Origin of the sequence: Amycolatopsis keratiniphila subsp. keratiniphila (assembly GCF_001620365.2) — a bacterium.
GTDB lineage: Bacteria > Actinomycetota > Actinomycetes > Mycobacteriales > Pseudonocardiaceae > Amycolatopsis > Amycolatopsis keratiniphila.
In genome coordinates this window covers 278,119-293,956 of record NZ_LQMT02000007.1, presented here as the reverse complement: position 1 = coordinate 293,956, position 15,838 = coordinate 278,119, and the positions used below count along the sequence as shown (strand labels likewise).

The window sequence follows — 15,838 nt, the reverse complement described above, 5'->3', positions numbered from 1 at the left end:
TGGCCGGGGCACACGGCTCTGCCGCCCGACCCCGTCCCGCGACAGGCTGGAAGTGTCCACCGACCGGCTAGGAGCCACAGCATGATCCCCACCGATTTCCCGGTACTCACCGCCTTGGAGGCCGCGGTGAGGGCGCCGTCGCCGCACAACACCCAGCCCTGGTTCTTCGAGCTGGAGCCGGACGCGATCGAGGTCCATCTCGACGAGGACCGGTTGCTCCGGGTGTGCGACCCCGACGGCAGGGAGGCGCGCCTGGCCTGCGGTGCCGCCTTGCTGAACATCGAGCTCACGATCGCGGCCGCCGGACGGCTCGTGGAGACGGAGCTGATGCCGGACCCTGGCCGCCCTTCGCTGCTGGCCAGGGTCGAGATCGGCGGCCGTCACCGGCCCGGCACCGAAGAACTGCGCCTCGCCGCCGCGATCCCTCGCCGCTACAGCAATCGCCGGCCGTTCGCCGATCAGGCCGTGCCGGAAGGCGTGCGAACCGCAGTACGACGAGCGGCACTCGCCGACGGAGCGGGACTTGTCCTGGTCGACGAGGTGGGCAAGCTGGAGGCGACCGCGGCACTGATCCGGCGCGCGGATCACGTGCAGACCGAGGACGAGGCCTTCCACGAAGAGCTCCAGGCCTGGACTCGAGGGCATGGCCGGGACGACGGGGTGCCCGCGTTCGCCGGGGGGCCGCGTTCGGCGGGCGGGCTGCTGCCGGTGCGGCACTTCCACGACAGTGAGGCGCCCCGGCCGTTCGAGCAGGATCCGGTCGTCGCGGTACTGACGACCGCCGCGGACGGTCCGTCGGCGCAGCTTCGCGCGGGACGGGCCATGCAACGCGTGCTGCTCACCGCGACCACCGCGGGGCTGAGCGCCTCGTTCTACTCCCAGCCCATGGAGATCCCGCCCACCCGGGAGGAACTTCGTGCGCTGCTCGGCGGAAGCGGCTATCCGCAGACGGTTTTCCGGCTGGGCTACGGCTACCCCGGTGTCCCGACCCCACGTCGCCCACTCGAGACGGTCGTCAGGCAGAAGACCTCGTGACGCCCATTTCCCTCTTCGCCACAGGAGACTTCAATGCGTACCCTTACCGCCTTTTGGCAGCGGATCCGCCCAGCCGGGAGCCCGCTCGTGCGGACGTCGGACCGGATCGAGGCGGCTCTGACGCTCACGGTGATCCTGGCCGGGTTGCTGGCGATACCGTTCGCGGCCGCGGTGGGCTCCGACATCTACGCGGGCCGGATGGCGCAGGTCGCCGAGCAGGCCGCCGACCGGCGGCCGGCCACCGCGATACTGCTGGTGGACGCGCCACCGGTGGCCATCCGGCTCGACGGCGTGCCGATCGAGGGGAGGTCCCGGGTCCCGGCGCGCTGGATCGACGGTGACGTCGTCCGGGAAGAACCGGTCGATGCCGGGAACGGTTCCGTAGCGGGGCAAGAGGTGAGGATCTGGCTGGATTCGCGGGGCGATGTGGTACCGGCACCGGTCACCCGGGATGACGCGGCGCGCAACGGCATCGGTGTCGGTGTCGGCGCCTGGCTCGGCTGTGCCGCGTTGCTCGCGGTGGTGTTCCTGATCGCGCGTTCGGCGCTGGCCAGGCGGCGTGACGCCGCGTGGAGCCGGGAATGGCGGCGGGTGGCGGACGACTGGACGACGGCCTGACGGCGGCTGGACCCCGGAACCGGTCGCGAGGCGATGGCCTGCCGTGGCAACGGCGTCCGGGCCGCTCGCCCGGTTCGCGCGGCTACCGCCTTCCGCTGATCGGAGATCATGGGACACCGTCGATGAGGGCCTGGACCGGTCCTGCCTTGGCATCGAGGCTGCCGACTGAAACGCTGAGGGCCATCATACGATGGACAATTGCCACGGTCCGCGCAGAGGGAGCCTGAGATGCCGGTAGAGCCGACAGCGGCTGAGAGCGCGCTGCCACCGAGCGCGGCGGTCCTCACCGGGTTGCGGCTGGACGAGTTGTTGCACGAGGTCCAGGAGCGGTTGTCGGAGATCGTCAAGACCAGGGACAGACTGCAGGGGTTGCTCGATGCGGTGCTGGCGGTGGGTACCGGGCTGGAGCTCGATTCGACCTTGCAGCGCATCGTGCAAGCGGCGGTCGAGCTGGTCGACGCGCAGTACGGCGCACTGGGTGTCCTCGGTGACGAGGACGGGCTCTCGGAGTTCGTCTACGTGGGGATCGATCCGGAGACCAGGTCGAAGATGGGGCATCTTCCCGAGGGACGTGGCCTTCTGGGACTGCTGATCGAAGAGCCACACCCGGTCCGGCTGCCGGACCTGTCGGCGCATCCGACGTCGGTGGGCTTCCCTCCGAACCATCCGCCCATGCACAGTTTTCTCGGCGTCCCGGTGCGCGTCCGGGACGAGGTGTTCGGCAACCTCTACCTGACGGAGAAGAGGGGTGCCGCGGAGTTCACGGCCGACGACGAGGTCGTGCTCCAGGCTCTGGCAGCGGCGGCCGGGGTGGCCATCGACAACGCCCGGCTGTTCGAGCGGTCTCGCTCCCGTGAACGCTGGCTGGAGGCGGTCGCGAAGGTCAACGGCGAGCTGCTCGGCGGCGCCTCCGTGACCGACACACTGAGCCTGATCGTCAAGAGCGTGCGGGATCTGGCCGAGGCCGATGGCGTGACGATCCTCCTGGCAGGAAGCGACGAGGGCGCCTCGCGATCACTGACCGTGACCGCCTCGTCGACCAGTGGGGGAGGTTCGTCCAGCAAGGTGGTCTCGGGGGACCATCCTGTTGTCGACGATGTCTTCACGGCGGGAGAAGCGAACCTGATCCCCGATCTCGGCATGGTGTTCCCCTCCACGGAGGACTCCACGCTCAGTGGGCCGGGAGTGATGGTGCCGCTGACCAGCGCGGGCGGCGTGGGCGGGATTCTGGTCGTCAGCCGGGAAAAGGGCTCTCCGCAGTTCAAGGCGGATCAGCTCCCGATGTTGTCGTCGTTCGCCGACCAGGCGGCGGTCGCTCTCGAGTTCGCGGAGAACCAGCGGAATCAGCGGCTGCTGGACGTGCTCGCCGACCGGGACCGGATCGCGCAGGACTTGCACGATCACGTCATCCAGCGACTGTTCGCCACCGGCATGAGCCTGCAGAGCATCGTGCCGCGCGTGCCCGACGAATTCGCCCGGAACCGGGTGACACAGGCCGTCGAGCAGCTGGACCGGACCGTACGGGAGATCAGGACGTCGATCTTCGACCTGCACACCTCGGGCGCGGACCAGTCGGTCAGCCTGCGACGCCGGTTGCTCGACGTGGTCACGGAGTTGTCGACGGACCCCTCGGTGACGCCCTCGGTGCGGATCAACGGAGCCGTCGACACCCTCGTCCCGGTGAAGTTGCACGAACACGCCGAAGCCGTCGTGCGCGAGGCGCTGAGCAACGCCATCCGCCATTCCGGTGCCGACGAGATCACCGTGTCCGTCGAAGCCGACGGCGATCTGATCATCGAAGTGACCGACAACGGCGTCGGCCTTCCCGAGACCGGCAGGCGCAGCGGTTTGGAGAACCTCACGCAGCGAGCGGAGCGATGTGGCGGCCGGGCCGAGTTCGTCGGGCGGGCAAGCGGGGGAACACAGGTTGTGTGGCGGGTACCCCTGCCGTGACGCGATCCCGGGTCACGGCGAAGGCGGTCACCGGTCGCCGAACAGCTGGCTGCGGTCCTGTTTCTTCAACTCGGTCGCGAGGACCGCGGCCTGGGTCCGTCGCTGGATGCCGAGTTTGGCGAGGATGCGGGAGACGTAGTTCTTGATGGTTTTCTCGGCGAGGAACATGCGCTCCCCGATCTCGCGGTTGGTCAGGCCTTCGCCGATCAGCTCGAAGACCGTGCGTTCCTGTTCCGACAGTCCGGCGGTGGGATCGTTGTGATCGCTCTCCCGGCGGATCCGGTTCATCAGCGCAGCGGTGGTCCTGCTGTCGAGCAGTGAGCCGCCGCCGGCGATCGTCCTGATCGCGGACACCAGGTCGTTCCCGAGTACCTGTTTGAGGACGAAGCCGGACGCGCCGGCCATGATCGCGGTGAACAGCGCTTCGTCGTCGGCGTAGGACGTGAGCATCAGGCAGCGCAGATTCGGCTGGGTGGACAACAGGTCCCGGCACAGTTCGATGCCGTTGCCGTCGGGAAGCCGGACATCGAGCACCGCGATGTCGGTGTCACTGGCGGGAATCCGGGTGAGAGCTTCGGACACGGAGGCGGCTTCGCCCGAGATCTCGATATCCGGCTCGCTGCCGAGGAGATCGGAGAGTCCTCGGCGGACGATTTCGTGGTCATCGACCAGGAACACCTTGGTCATCTGTGTGCATCCTCCTGTTGAGCCGGGTCCTGGCCGTCCTGGTGACCGTACTGATCCGTCTCGGTGAAAGCACCGGCCTGGACGTCCCGGGAAGGAGGGACTTTGGACCCTAATCGGACGAGGCGGGGCTTAGGTCCCGGCGATCGGAGTCGTCCGGACCTGCGCGCGGCACCCCTTCCTGCCGCACCGTGGAAACCGACACGGCCGGCGCGGAGGGACGGAACATGGCGAAGCGATCGCGGCAATGGTCGACGGCGGAGACCGAGGTGCTGGCGCGAACCTTGTTGCGGGCGCCCTCGGTGCACAACATCCAGCCTTGGCTTCTCGAGTTCGAGCGCGACCGGCTACTGCTGATCGAGCGCCGGGACCTGGCTCTGCCGGTACACGACCCGCTGGGCCGGGATCGGGCGATGTCCTGCGGGGCCGCTCTCGCGAATCTGGAAATCGCGGTCCGGGTACTCGGTTTCGAGCCCCGGACGGAGACGTTCCCCGATCCCGGCCGCCCTGAGGTGGTGGCGTCGGTGGAGCCGGGCGAGCGCACCCTTCCCTCGGCCGACGACCTGCACCGGTACTCCGCCATCGAGCGGCGCCGCAGCTACCGCAAGCGGTTCTCCGGGCGTCCGGTGACGCATCAACGGATCCGTGAGCTGGTGGCGACCGCCGCTTCGGTGGGTGTCGAGGCCCGGCCGATCCAGGACGAGCTGGAACTGTCGCGGGTCGCCGAGTTGCTCGAATTCGCGGCGGAGTCGTTTCAGCACGATCACGGATACCAACGCGAACTCGCGCTCTGGACGATCCGTGACGAGGTGTCCCACCGGCACGGCGTCGGCCTTGCCTCCGCCGCGCTTCCTTCGGGCTCGCTGCCGTGGGCCGGTCTCGTCAGGGCCTCGACAGCACTGCCGGACAGCGCGGTGCTGCGGCGGAGGCTGGCCGAGGAGTCCTTGCTGGTGTTCCTGACGCGTGACGACACCCGGCACGACCACCTGCGAGCGGGCCACGCCTTGCAGACGACGTGGCTGGACGCGGTCGACGGGGGACTGGCCGGCTCCATTCTGACCCAGCCGCTGCACCTGCCGGAGGTGCGCTCCGCACTGTGCGAAGACCTTGAGCTGCCCGGCTTCCCTCAGGCGCTCATGCGGTTCGGCTATCCGTCCGGTGCGGTACCCACGAGCCCCCGCCGCGCGGTCGACGAAGTGCTCGGACACGGCTTCCGAGCCGATTCCTGACCCTCGAAGGAGAAAACCACGATGCCCACGCGCAGCGAAACCGGATCCGTCGCACTGACCTTTCACGGCGGTGCGGGGACGGTCACCGGAAGCAAGTACCTGATCGACACACCCGAGGCGCGGGTGCTCGTGGATTGCGGTCTGTTCCAGGGGATCGCCGAGTTGCGTCGAAAGAACTGGGCGCCGGTGCCTGCGTCCTTCACCGAGATCGACGCGGTGGTGATCACGCACGCTCATCTGGATCACTGCGGATACCTGCCGGTGCTCGTGCGCGCGGGCTGGAGCGGGCCGGTGTTCACCACCAGGGGGACAGCCCAACTGGTCCCGATCGTCCTGCGGGACAGCGCGCATCTGATGACCGAGGAAGCGGCGCACGCGAACAAGTACGGCTGGTCGAAACACCGGCCGGCTTTGCCGCTGTACGACGCCTCCGACGCCGAGAAGGCGATCAGCCTCCTGCGTCCGGTCGAGTACGACGAGGAGATCGAGATCGCGCCGGGTGTGACGGCCGAATTCGGACAGGCCGGGCATATCCTGGGGTCTTCGTGGGTGCGGGTGCTGGCCGGCGAGCGAAGTGTCGTCTTCAGCGGCGACCTGGGCAGGCCGACACACAGCCTGTTGCGGCCCCCGCGGCCGCGGCCGGCTTGCGACGCGTTGGTCCTCGAATCGACTTACGGCGCGCGTGATCACCACGACACCGGGTCGATGGATCTGCTCGCCGACAGCATCCGGCGCACGGCGCGCCGTGGCGGCAGTGTGCTGATCCCGGCTTTCGCCGTCGACCGGACCGAGGTGCTGTTGTCGGCCTTGGCGAAGCTGATGCGTGAACAGCGCATACCCGAGTTGCCCGTCTACGTGGACAGCCCGATGGCGCTGGCCGCGCTGCGGATCTATCGCGAGGCACTGCATGGCCGCTGGCCGGAGATCCGGCCGGAACTCGCCGGGCACGACCCACTCACGCCCGGCTCGCTGACGGAACTGCGCACGGTCGAGGAATCCATGCGGGTGAACTCGCCACGGATGCCCTCGATCGTCGTGTCGGCCTCCGGGATGGCGACCGGTGGGCGGGTGCTGCACCACCTCGAGCACATGCTGCCCGACCACCGCCACACCGTGCTGATCGTCGGCTATGCCGCGCAGGGCACCCGGGCGAGACAACTCGCCTCGGGGGCCAAGCAGCTGAAAATCCATGGCCGATACGTGCCCGTGCGCGCCGACGTCGTCCAGGTCGACGCCTTCAGCGCGCACGCTGACGCCGACGAATTGCTGGCGTGGGCGACGGCCGGTCCTCCGCCGAAGACCACCTACCTCGTGCACGGGGAACCCGAAGCCGCCGAGACCGTGGCCGGCCGGCTTCGCGACGAACACGCCTGGTCCGCCGTCGTGCCTCGTCAGGGCGAGCGCGTGCTGCTTTAGCCAGGAAGAACCGAACTACCGAAGTGGGGAAGTCAATGCCGGAATACTCGAACGGGGCCGTGGTCGTCGGAATCGACGGCTCGGACTCCAGCCCGCGGGCGGTGCGCTGGGCCGCCGCCGAAGCCCGCCGTCGTCACGCCGAACTGCGGTTGGTCCACGCGATCGACGAGGAAGAGCTCAAATTCCCGCGGACGTTGCCGCTGGGCGAAGGTCTGGTCGAGAAGGCACGAACGCGCGGCCATCGCCTGCTGCGTCACGCCCGTGACCTCGTGAGGGAGGTGGAACCCTCGGTGAAGATCACCGCGGTCCTGCGGCATGACAGGCCGGCGCCCGCGTTGCTCGCGGTGTCGGAGGACGCGGCGTTGCTGGTACTGGGAACCGAGCAGATCCACGCGCTCGGCAGGGTGCTGGTGGGTTCGGTGTCGATCGCCGTGACCACGCACGCCCGGTGCCCGGTCGCGGTCGTACGCCCGCATATCGCGGAGGGCGAGGCTCCCGAGGAGGGCCCGGTGGTCGTGGGCGTCGACGGTTCCCGGGCGAGCGAGGCCGCGCTGGCGCTGGCGTTCGAAGAGGCGTCCTGGCGCGGCGCACCACTGGTCGCCCTGCACTGCTGGGACGACACCTTCCTCGCGGCACTCTTCGCCGAGTCGCGGACGACCCTGGACACCTCCGACTTCGAGGAGCGGGAGGGTGAGGTACTGGCCGAGCGGCTGGCCGGCTGGCAGGAAAAGTACCCGGAGGTACAGGTGGAGCGCGTGCTCACGCGTGGCCGGGCGTCCGATGAGCTGCTCGGATACGCCGATCGTGCCCGGCTGCTGATCGTCGGCAGCCGTGGCCGGGGCGGGGTCGCCGGGATGCTGCTCGGCTCGACCAGCCAGCGCGTGCTGTCCGCCGCCCTGTGCCCGGTGATCGTCGCCCGCTCACAGGGGGACGGGAAACGATGACGGGTGCCGGGCTTCTCCGGGAAGCCGGGGGCCTCACCGACGCCGAGGCGGCGACCGCGTTGCGGCGGGACGGACCGAACGTCCTGCCCGCTCCGAAGCGGCGGCACCCGGTACTCGTACTGGCCGGCCAATTCGTCCACTTCTTCGCGCTCATGCTCTGGGTGGCCGCGGTGCTGGCACTGATCGCCGGGATGCCCGCGCTCGCCATCGCGATCGCGGTGGTCGTGGTGCTGAACGGGGTGTTCTCCTTCGCGCAGGAATACCGCGCTGATCGGGCCGCCGAACGGCTGCGCGACCTGCTGCCGGTACGGGCCACGGTGCGGCGCGACGGACGGGCCAAGGTGGTGCAGGCGGCGGACCTGGTCGTCGGTGACGTCGTCCTGCTCGAAGCCGGCGACAGGATCTGCGCCGACGGACGCTTGATCGAGGCCGGACGGCTTTCGGTGGACGAGTCCATGCTGACCGGTGAGAGCCGTCCTGTCCGGCTCGAACCGGGTGGGACGGTGCACGCCGGAACCTACGTGACCGAGGGCCACGCCGCCGCGTCGGTGACCGCCACCGGTGCCCGATCGCGACTGGCCGGGATCTCCGCGGTCACGGCGAACGCCGTCCGCCCCAGAAGCCCGCTGACCGCGCAGCTCCACCGGGTGGTCCGGGTCATCGCCCTCGTCGCCGTCGCGGTCGGCTGCGTCTTCTTCGCCGCCGCACTGGGGTTGGGACGCACCGGCACGGAGAGTTTCCTGTTCGCGATCGGCGTGACCGTCGCCCTCGTGCCCGAAGGGCTCCTGCCGACCGTCACGCTTTCCCTGGCCCGCGCCGCGCAGAAGATGGCCGGGCGCAAGGCCTTGGTCCGCCGCTTAGAAGCCGTCGAAACCCTCGGGGCGACGACCTTCATCTGCACCGACAAGACCGGGACACTGACCAGGAACGAGATGTCGGTCGTGCGGGTGTGGACGCCCGCCGGAACCGTCGCCGTCGCAGGTGAGGGATACCGGCCTTCCGGTGATCTGACGGGAACACCGGAGGCGCTGGCGGCGACGGCCGCCCTCGCCGACTCGGCGGCGCGGTGTTCTCCGGACGCCCACGCGGTCGAGCAGGCTGGTCATTGGCAGCCGGTCGGTGATCCGATGGAGGTGGCGTTGCACGTCCTCGCCGCTCGCGCCGGTGTACAGGATCCACCGCCGCCGACCGAACGGCATCCCTTCGACCCTCGCCGTCGGCGTTCGTCGGTGAAGGACCGGGACGGAGTGCACGTATCGGGGGCGCCGGACAGCGTTCTCCCGCTGTGCCTGGAAGTTCCCGAAGGAGCGAAGGGCGCCGTGACCGCGATGAGCGAGCAGGGCCTGCGGGTGCTCGCCGTCGCCCGCCGTGGCCAGCCGTCCACAAAGGACGCTGAGAGTGAGCTGGAGCTCCTCGGCCTGGTCGGTCTGCAGGACCCGCCGAGGCCCGACGTCGGCGCCGCGATCGCCTCATGCCGCCGGGCGGGAATCAAGCTGGCGATGATCACCGGCGATCACCCGGGCACCGCCGCCGCCATCGCCGCCGAAGTCGGCTTGCTGGGCAGAGAAAAGCTTGTCGTGGAGGGAAAGAACCTTCCCGCGGACGACACCGAGCTCGGCGAACTGCTCGACGTGGACGGCGTGGTCGTCGCCAGGGTCGCTCCGGAGGAGAAACTGCGGATCGCCAAGGTGTTGCAGGCTCGAGGTCACGTCGTGGCGATGACCGGGGACGGGGTCAACGACGGTCCCGCGCTCCGCACCGCGGACATCGGCGTCGCCATGGGGGCGTCGGGGAGCGACGTCGCCCGCGAAGCCGCGGATCTCGTATTGCTCGACGACCACTTCGGCACCATCGTCTCGGCGATCGAACTCGGCCGGGCCACCTTCGTCAACATCCGCCGCTTCCTCACTTACCACCTGACCGACAACGTCGCGGAGCTGACACCGTTCGTGGTGTGGGCGCTCGCCGGCGGGCAGATCCCGCTCGCGATCACGGTGCTGCAGGTGCTGGCCCTCGACATCGGCACGGACCTGCTGCCCGCGGTGGCACTCGGCGCGGAGCCGCCGAACAAGCGCACGATGACCGGTCCGGCGAAGGGCGGTTCGCTGATCGACGGCAGGCTGGCTCGCCGCGCCTTCGGCGTGCTCGGACCGGTGGAGGCCGCGATGGCGATGGCCGGGTTCCTCATCGTGCTGCTCGCCGGCGGCTGGTGGTTCGGCGAAACGCCCGACGCCGGACTGCTGGCGGTGGCGTCGGGGACGGCGTTCTCCGCGATCGTGCTCGGCCAGCTCGCCAACGCCTTCGCCTGCCGCAGCGAGGCACGCTGGATCGGCCGTATCGGCGTCCGCGGCAATCCGCTGCTCTGGTACGCGCTCGTGTTCGAACTGGGGATGCTGGCCCTGTTCCTGCTGCTGCCGCCCTTACCGGGGGTGCTCGGTGGCGCCGTTCCCGGTCCGCTCGGCTGGGTGCTGGCCTTCGCCACCGTCCCGGTGGTCTTGCTGGCTGACACGCTGCACAAGGCCTTCCGGGCGCGAAGCCGGTAATGCCCTCTCCCAGTAAATGAAGGCCCTCTTCCTGGCGCCAGGCGCAAGGAAGAGGGCCTTCATGCCATGACCGCCTTCGTGCTGTCGACGTGAACAGTGGCCGCCATTCGGGAGATCGGGACGGAGGGCCACTGGGCCTGCCGGAGAGGGTCCTTGGTGCCTGTTTCCGGGGCGGGAAAAGCCGGATCGTCAAGGTGTCCGCTTCATACCGAGGAGATGCCGTGAATCAGTCTGTTCGTGCCGAGGCCGAGCTGGATCCCGGCCTGTCCCGCTGGCTGTGGCTGGTGAAATGGGTGCTGGCGATCCCGCACTACCTTGTGCTCGCGTTGCTGTGGCTGGCCTTCGTTCCTCTCACGGTGCTGGCGTTCTTCGCGATCTTGTTCACCGGTCGCTACCCGAGGGCGATCTTCGAATTCAACGTCGGTGTGCTGCGCTGGACCTGGCGGGTGCACTACTACGCCTACGCGGCGCTGGGCACCGACCGGTACCCGCCGTTCACCCTCGCCGACGTCCCCGCCTACCCGGCCAGGCTCGAAATCGCCTATCCGGAGCGGCTTTCGCGCGGCCTTGTGCTGGTGAAGTGGGTGCTGGCGATCCCGCACTACCTCATCAGCGCCCTGTTCGCGGGCGGTGGCCTGTGGCTGGCGTGGCGGCCGGAGGACGACGGGTTCAGCTGGGGTGCGGGCGGGCTCATCGCCCTGCTCGTCGTCATCGCGGGCTTCGTGCTGCTGTTCACCGGCGAGTACCCGAAGCCGATCTACGACTTCGTGCTGGGCATGGATCGCTGGGTCGTCCGGGTCGCCGCGTACGTCGCGCTCATGACCGACGAGTACCCGCCGTTCCGGTTGGACGAGGGCGGTACCGAGCCGGAGACCGTCATGGAGGACAGACCCTCACCGACGCGCAAGCTCGGCTGGACTTCGGGAAGGATCGTCTCCGTCGTCGCGGGGGCCGTCGCCGGCCTGGCGTCGATGGGGCTGCTGACCGGCGGCGCCGCACTGCTGTGGCTCGATCAGAGCGGCCGCGATGACAACGGCTACCTCGCCACTTCGACCTCCTATCGCACCGAGACACCCGCGCTGGTCAGTGAGCGGGTCCGGTTCGCCGGTGTCGCCGGAGAGTCCGTACCCGCGCTGAACGCGCTGGGCGATGTCCGGCTGACGGTGACGGAAAGCACCGGGAAACCGGTCTTCATCGGGATCGCGTCGTCGGCGGACGTCCAGCGGTATCTGGCGGGCACCACCTACGCGACGGTCACCGACCTGGCGTCCGGATCCGTTCTCGTGCGGCAAGGTGCCGGTTCGGCCGGTATCCCGGAAAGCGCGGACATCTGGACGGCGCGCTCGAGCGGCCCCGGTACCCGGACGGTGGCGTGGCCGGACCAAGCGGGTGACTGGACCGTCGTGGTGATGAACGCCGACGGCTCGGCGGGACTCGACGTGCGTGCCGAAGCCGCCGCGACCGTTCCCGCGCTCGGCTGGACGGCCTGGTCGCTGCTGATCATCGGAGCCGCCGGCCTGGCGGCGGCCGTCGCGCTCGTCGCGATCCCGGTCTCTCGCGTTTCCCGACACCGTTCCCTGACAGGACAAGGACCACTGTGATGAAAGCGACGATCGTGTACGAGTCGATGTTCGGGAACACCGAGCGTGTGGCGAAGGCGGTGGCGGATGGGCTGTCGCGTCATGCCGAGGTCGACGTCGTGAATGTCGACGACGTCGGCAGCGTGCCGGAAACCGGGTTGCTCGTGGTCGGCGGGCCGACCCACGTGCGTGGCCTTTCGTGGCCTTCCAGCCGGGCCGAGGCCGCGCGGCAGGCGATGGACGAGGTCCGTTCGAAGAAGAACTTGCGTGACTGGCTGGGCACCTTGGACCGGACGTCCGGCGGCACTCCCGTCGCCACGTTCGACACGAGGATCGGGAAACCGCGCTGGCTTGCCGGTTCCGCAGCGATCGCCGCGGAACGCAGGCTCAAGCGACTGGGGTTCGTCCCGCTCGTGCCGCCGGAGAGCTTCTTCGTCGATATCGACAAGGAGGAGACGGTGCTGCGTGACGGCGAGTTGCAGAGGGCACGCGACTGGGGCGCTTCGCTGGGCGAGCACTTCGTGTCGCTGCGGACGGTCGGCTGAGTGTCTTCGGTGGAAAAGGCGGTCGCCATGGCGAGCAGGCGTTATCCCGTTGTCGCGGGCGTGGACGGCTCGGATTCCGCGCTGCAGGCCGTCCGTTGGGCGGCCGGAGACGCGGTCCGGCGTGACCTGCCGTTGCGGCTGGTCTACGCCTGCGTCCCGCCGGGGCACGACTATCCGAACCTGGAGGTCACCGCGGCCGAAGTCCGTGACGCCATGTGGGAGACGGGCGCGAAGCGGCTGCGTGCCGCGACCGAGGCCGCTCGCACGGTCGCGTCGTCGCTGGTCGTCGAGAGCGAGATCAGACCCGGTGACCCGAGGGTCGTCCTGGTCGACGAGTCGAGACGAGCGGCGGTGACGGTGCTCGGTTCGCGGGGACTGAACGGGATAGGACGACTGCTACTGGGTTCCTCGGGTCTCGCCGTGGCGATGCGGGGGCATTGCCCGTTGGTGGTGGTCCGGGGCGATCGGGCGAGATCGGGGCCCGTGCTGGTCGGAGTGGACGACTGGGCCAGGTCGGCCGCCGCTGTGCGCTTCGCCTTTCAGGAGGCGTCCGCGCTCGGTGCTTCCGTGACGGCTCTCAAGACCTGGCACGACTTCGGGCCGGTGGACGGGCGGAGTGCCGCGCCGGCTGGACCGGCGACGCGGCACGAGGTGCTGCGACGGGAATTGGAGGCCGAGATGTCCGCGGTCGCGGCCGGGTTCCCGGAAGTGTCCTTCGATTGCCTCGTCGTCCGTGGCCGTCCCGGCCGGGTGTTGCTGGAATACGGCGAGCGGGCGGGCCTGGTCGTGGTCGGCAGCCGCGGTCGCGGCGCCTTCGGCGGACTGCTGCTGGGCTCGGTGGGCCAGAACCTGACCGGGCACGCGTCGTACCCGGTGGCCGTCGTCCGGTCCGAAGCGGGCGCCGAGACCACCGGCAGGCAAGACGAAGGACGCGCGTCCGTCCGAAGTGGACGAGAAACGACGCTCGAAGGCGTATCGGCCGACCGAGGGGAGCGGCGGTGAACCGGCGTCCTTCCGCGGAAGTCGTGCTGCTCGCCGCGGTGGCCGCTTCGCTCGCCGCCGGCGGGCTCGCTCGCGCGGCCGGCCTCGCGCCCGTGGCTTCGGCGCTTTGGGCGGCAGCCACCGTGACGGCACTCGTCCCGGCCGTGATCTGGGTGCTCGCGGACCTCCGGGCGGGCCGGTGGGGCGCGGACGTCCTGGCCGTGCTCGCGCTGGCCGGGACGGTGGCGGTCGGCGAATACCTCGCGGGAGCGATCATCGCGGCGATGGTCGCGACCGGCAGGGTGCTGGAAGCGGCGGCACAACGCCGCGCCGGGCGCGATCTCTCCGCGCTGCTGGAGCGGGCCCCGAGCACGGCCCATCGACGGCGTATCGACGATGCCGGCGCACCGATGGAGACCATCGCGGTCGCAGAGGTCGGCCCTGGTGACCGGATCGTGGTCTTACCGGGAGAGGTGGTACCGGTCGACGCGATCGTCTGCGAGCAAGGGGTTTTCGACGAATCCGCGCTGACCGGTGAGGCGGAACCGGTGCTTCGCCAGGGCGGGCCGGTGCGTAGCGGGGTGGTGAACGCCGGAGCGGCCGTCGACCTCCGCGCGTCGGCCACCGCCGAGGGCAGTACCTATGCGGGGGTGGTGCGGCTCGCCGAGCAGGCCGCGGCTTCCACCGCTCCGATCGCGCGGCTCGCCGACCGTATCGCCGTGTGGTTCCTCCCCGTCGCGCTGCTCATCGCCGTGCTGGCTTGGCTGCTCAGCGGAGAGCCCGCCCGGGCCGTCGCGGTACTGGTGACGGCCACGCCGTGCCCGCTGCTGCTCGCCGTCCCGGTCGCCGTGACCGGCGGGATGTCGCGGATGTCCCGCTCGGGTGTGGTCGTCAAGGACGGTGCGGCGCTCGAAACGCTCGGCCGGGTCCGGACCCTCGCGATGGACAAGACCGGAACGGTGACCGCGGGGCAGCCGGAGGTCACCGCGGTGCTGTGCACGCCCGACCGGACCACCGAGCACGTAATCGGCATCGCCGCCGGTGTCGAGTCGTACTCGTCGCATGTGCTCGCGGGTGCCGTTCTGCGGGCCGCTCGTTCGGCGGGGGTGCCGCCGGCCCACGCGGAGGCGGTGTCGGAAGAGGTCGGGCGCGGCGCGGTGGGCATGGTGTCGGGAGAACGGGTTCGGGTCGGCAGGCGTACCGGCCCGCTGCCGGAATGGGCGGTCGGTGTGGAGCGCCGGGGGCGGCTCGACCTGGCGTCCGTGGTGTGGGTCGAGGCCGACGACGTTCCGGTCGCCGCGTTCCTGGTCCGCGACCGGCTGCGACGGGACGCCGCACGCACGATCCGGCGGCTGCGCGCCGCGGGTATGGCGCAGATCGTGCTGCTCACCGGAGACCGGGTGGAGAACGCCACCGAGGTGGCTTCTCTGCTCGGCCTCGACGGTGTCCGGGCGGAGTGCGCGCCGGAGGAGAAGATCTCCTGGGTGAACGGGGAAAGCGAACGCACGGTCACCGCGATGGCCGGTGACGGGATCAACGACGCACCCGCGCTCGCGGCCGCCGACATCGGGATCGCGCTGGGTTCACGAGGGTCGACGGCGGCGGTACAAGCCGCCGATGCGGTCATCGTCGACGACCGGATCGACCGTCTCGCCGACGCCGTCGAGATCGCCCGCCGGACCAGACGGCTCGCCGTGGCGAGCGCCGGCCTCGGCACCGGACTCTCGGTCCTCGCCATGATCGCCGCCGCGGCCGGCAGGCTGCCGCCGGTGCTGGGGGCGCTGGCGCAGGAGGGTATCGACGTCGCCGTGATCGGGAACGCGCTGCGAGCGTTGACCGGTCCCGTGTCGTTCCGCCGCCGTCGTGCCCCCGATGACCTGTTGCGCCGGTTCGCGGATGAACACGAGACCCTCCTGCCCGCCCGGACCGCCGTCCGGCAGGCGGCCGACGCGCTCGGCGACGGCGGCGGGCCCGCGGCCGACGCCGCGGTGCGGCGGGCGTTCCGGTTGCTCACCGAACGCGTCCTCCCACACGAACTCGCCGAGGAGAACCAGCTCTACCCGGCGCTGGCCGGGGTACTCGGCGGTCCCGAGAGCACCGTGACGATGAGCAGGGAGCACGCCGAAATCGAACGGTTGGTGCGACGGCTGGGAAGACACCTGCGTGAGTCGCCCGACACGATCCAACCCGAGCAGATCGACGATCTCCGCGCGACGTTGTACGGCCTGGACGCCGTCCTCGACCTCCACTTCGCCCAGGAGGAGGAGGCCTACTTCACCCTCGGCCGATGAACCCGAAGTGCGGGAAGGG

Annotated in this window: 12 protein-coding genes; 11 read left to right on the top strand and 1 reads right to left on the bottom strand. The window is 70.0% G+C overall.

Features of this window, described 5'->3' with window-relative positions:
* Positions 1-81 precede the first annotated feature (81 nt).
* The 3 genes from AVR91_RS05730 (at position 82) to AVR91_RS05720 (ending at position 3,606) form a co-directional block, all read left to right on the top strand.
* The gene (locus tag AVR91_RS05730) at positions 82-1,035 is read left to right on the top strand and encodes an Acg family FMN-binding oxidoreductase (protein WP_063271448.1); all 954 of its coding nucleotides are present in this window, start codon (positions 82-84) and stop codon (positions 1,033-1,035) included.
* A 33-nt stretch (positions 1,036-1,068) separates the two neighbouring features.
* Positions 1,069-1,653: an Rv1733c family protein gene (locus AVR91_RS05725; protein WP_063271449.1), complete on the top strand. Its 585-nt coding sequence runs from the start codon at positions 1,069-1,071 to the stop codon at positions 1,651-1,653.
* A gap of 228 nt (positions 1,654-1,881) precedes the next feature.
* The gene (locus tag AVR91_RS05720; protein WP_063271450.1) at positions 1,882-3,606 is read left to right on the top strand and encodes a sensor histidine kinase; all 1,725 of its coding nucleotides are present in this window, start codon (positions 1,882-1,884) and stop codon (positions 3,604-3,606) included.
* A gap of 27 nt (positions 3,607-3,633) precedes the next feature.
* Here AVR91_RS05720 and AVR91_RS05715 read toward each other — a convergent pair whose 3' ends face one another.
* Positions 3,634-4,293, bottom strand: a complete 660-nt coding sequence (locus AVR91_RS05715; protein ID WP_063271451.1) for a response regulator transcription factor — start codon at positions 4,291-4,293, stop codon at positions 3,634-3,636.
* A gap of 224 nt (positions 4,294-4,517) precedes the next feature.
* On the opposite strand from AVR91_RS05715, the gene AVR91_RS05710 reads away from it, so the two are divergent.
* The 8 genes from AVR91_RS05710 to AVR91_RS05675 all read left to right on the top strand — a co-directional run bounded on the left by AVR91_RS05710 (position 4,518) and on the right by AVR91_RS05675 (position 15,819).
* Complete coding sequence (locus AVR91_RS05710) at positions 4,518-5,519, top strand: Acg family FMN-binding oxidoreductase (protein WP_063271485.1); 1,002 nt, start codon at positions 4,518-4,520, stop codon at positions 5,517-5,519.
* Between the two features lie 21 nt (positions 5,520-5,540).
* Positions 5,541-6,935 carry an MBL fold metallo-hydrolase RNA specificity domain-containing protein gene (locus AVR91_RS05705; RefSeq protein WP_063271452.1) on the top strand — a complete coding sequence of 465 codons (1,395 nt, stop codon included), beginning with the start codon at positions 5,541-5,543 and terminating at the stop codon, positions 6,933-6,935.
* Positions 6,936-6,970: 35 nt separating this feature from the next.
* Positions 6,971-7,879: a universal stress protein gene (locus tag AVR91_RS05700; RefSeq protein ID WP_063271453.1), complete on the top strand. Its 909-nt coding sequence runs from the start codon at positions 6,971-6,973 to the stop codon at positions 7,877-7,879.
* Entirely contained in the window at positions 7,876-10,422 is a 2,547-nt protein-coding gene (locus AVR91_RS05695) for a cation-translocating P-type ATPase (protein WP_063271454.1), read from the top strand. The genes AVR91_RS05700 and AVR91_RS05695 overlap by 4 nt, the downstream gene beginning before the upstream one ends.
* A 221-nt stretch (positions 10,423-10,643) precedes the next feature.
* The gene (locus AVR91_RS05690; protein ID WP_063271455.1) at positions 10,644-12,023 is read left to right on the top strand and encodes a DUF4389 domain-containing protein; all 1,380 of its coding nucleotides are present in this window, start codon (positions 10,644-10,646) and stop codon (positions 12,021-12,023) included.
* Complete coding sequence (locus AVR91_RS05685) at positions 12,023-12,547, top strand: flavodoxin family protein (protein ID WP_063271456.1); 525 nt, start codon at positions 12,023-12,025, stop codon at positions 12,545-12,547. The genes AVR91_RS05690 and AVR91_RS05685 overlap by 1 nt, the downstream gene beginning before the upstream one ends.
* Positions 12,548-13,549, top strand: a complete 1,002-nt coding sequence (locus tag AVR91_RS05680; RefSeq protein WP_063823093.1) for a universal stress protein — start codon at positions 12,548-12,550, stop codon at positions 13,547-13,549.
* Complete coding sequence (locus tag AVR91_RS05675) at positions 13,546-15,819, top strand: heavy metal translocating P-type ATPase (protein ID WP_063271457.1); 2,274 nt, start codon at positions 13,546-13,548, stop codon at positions 15,817-15,819. The genes AVR91_RS05680 and AVR91_RS05675 overlap by 4 nt, the downstream gene beginning before the upstream one ends.
* The last annotated feature ends 19 nt before the right edge of the window (positions 15,820-15,838 follow it).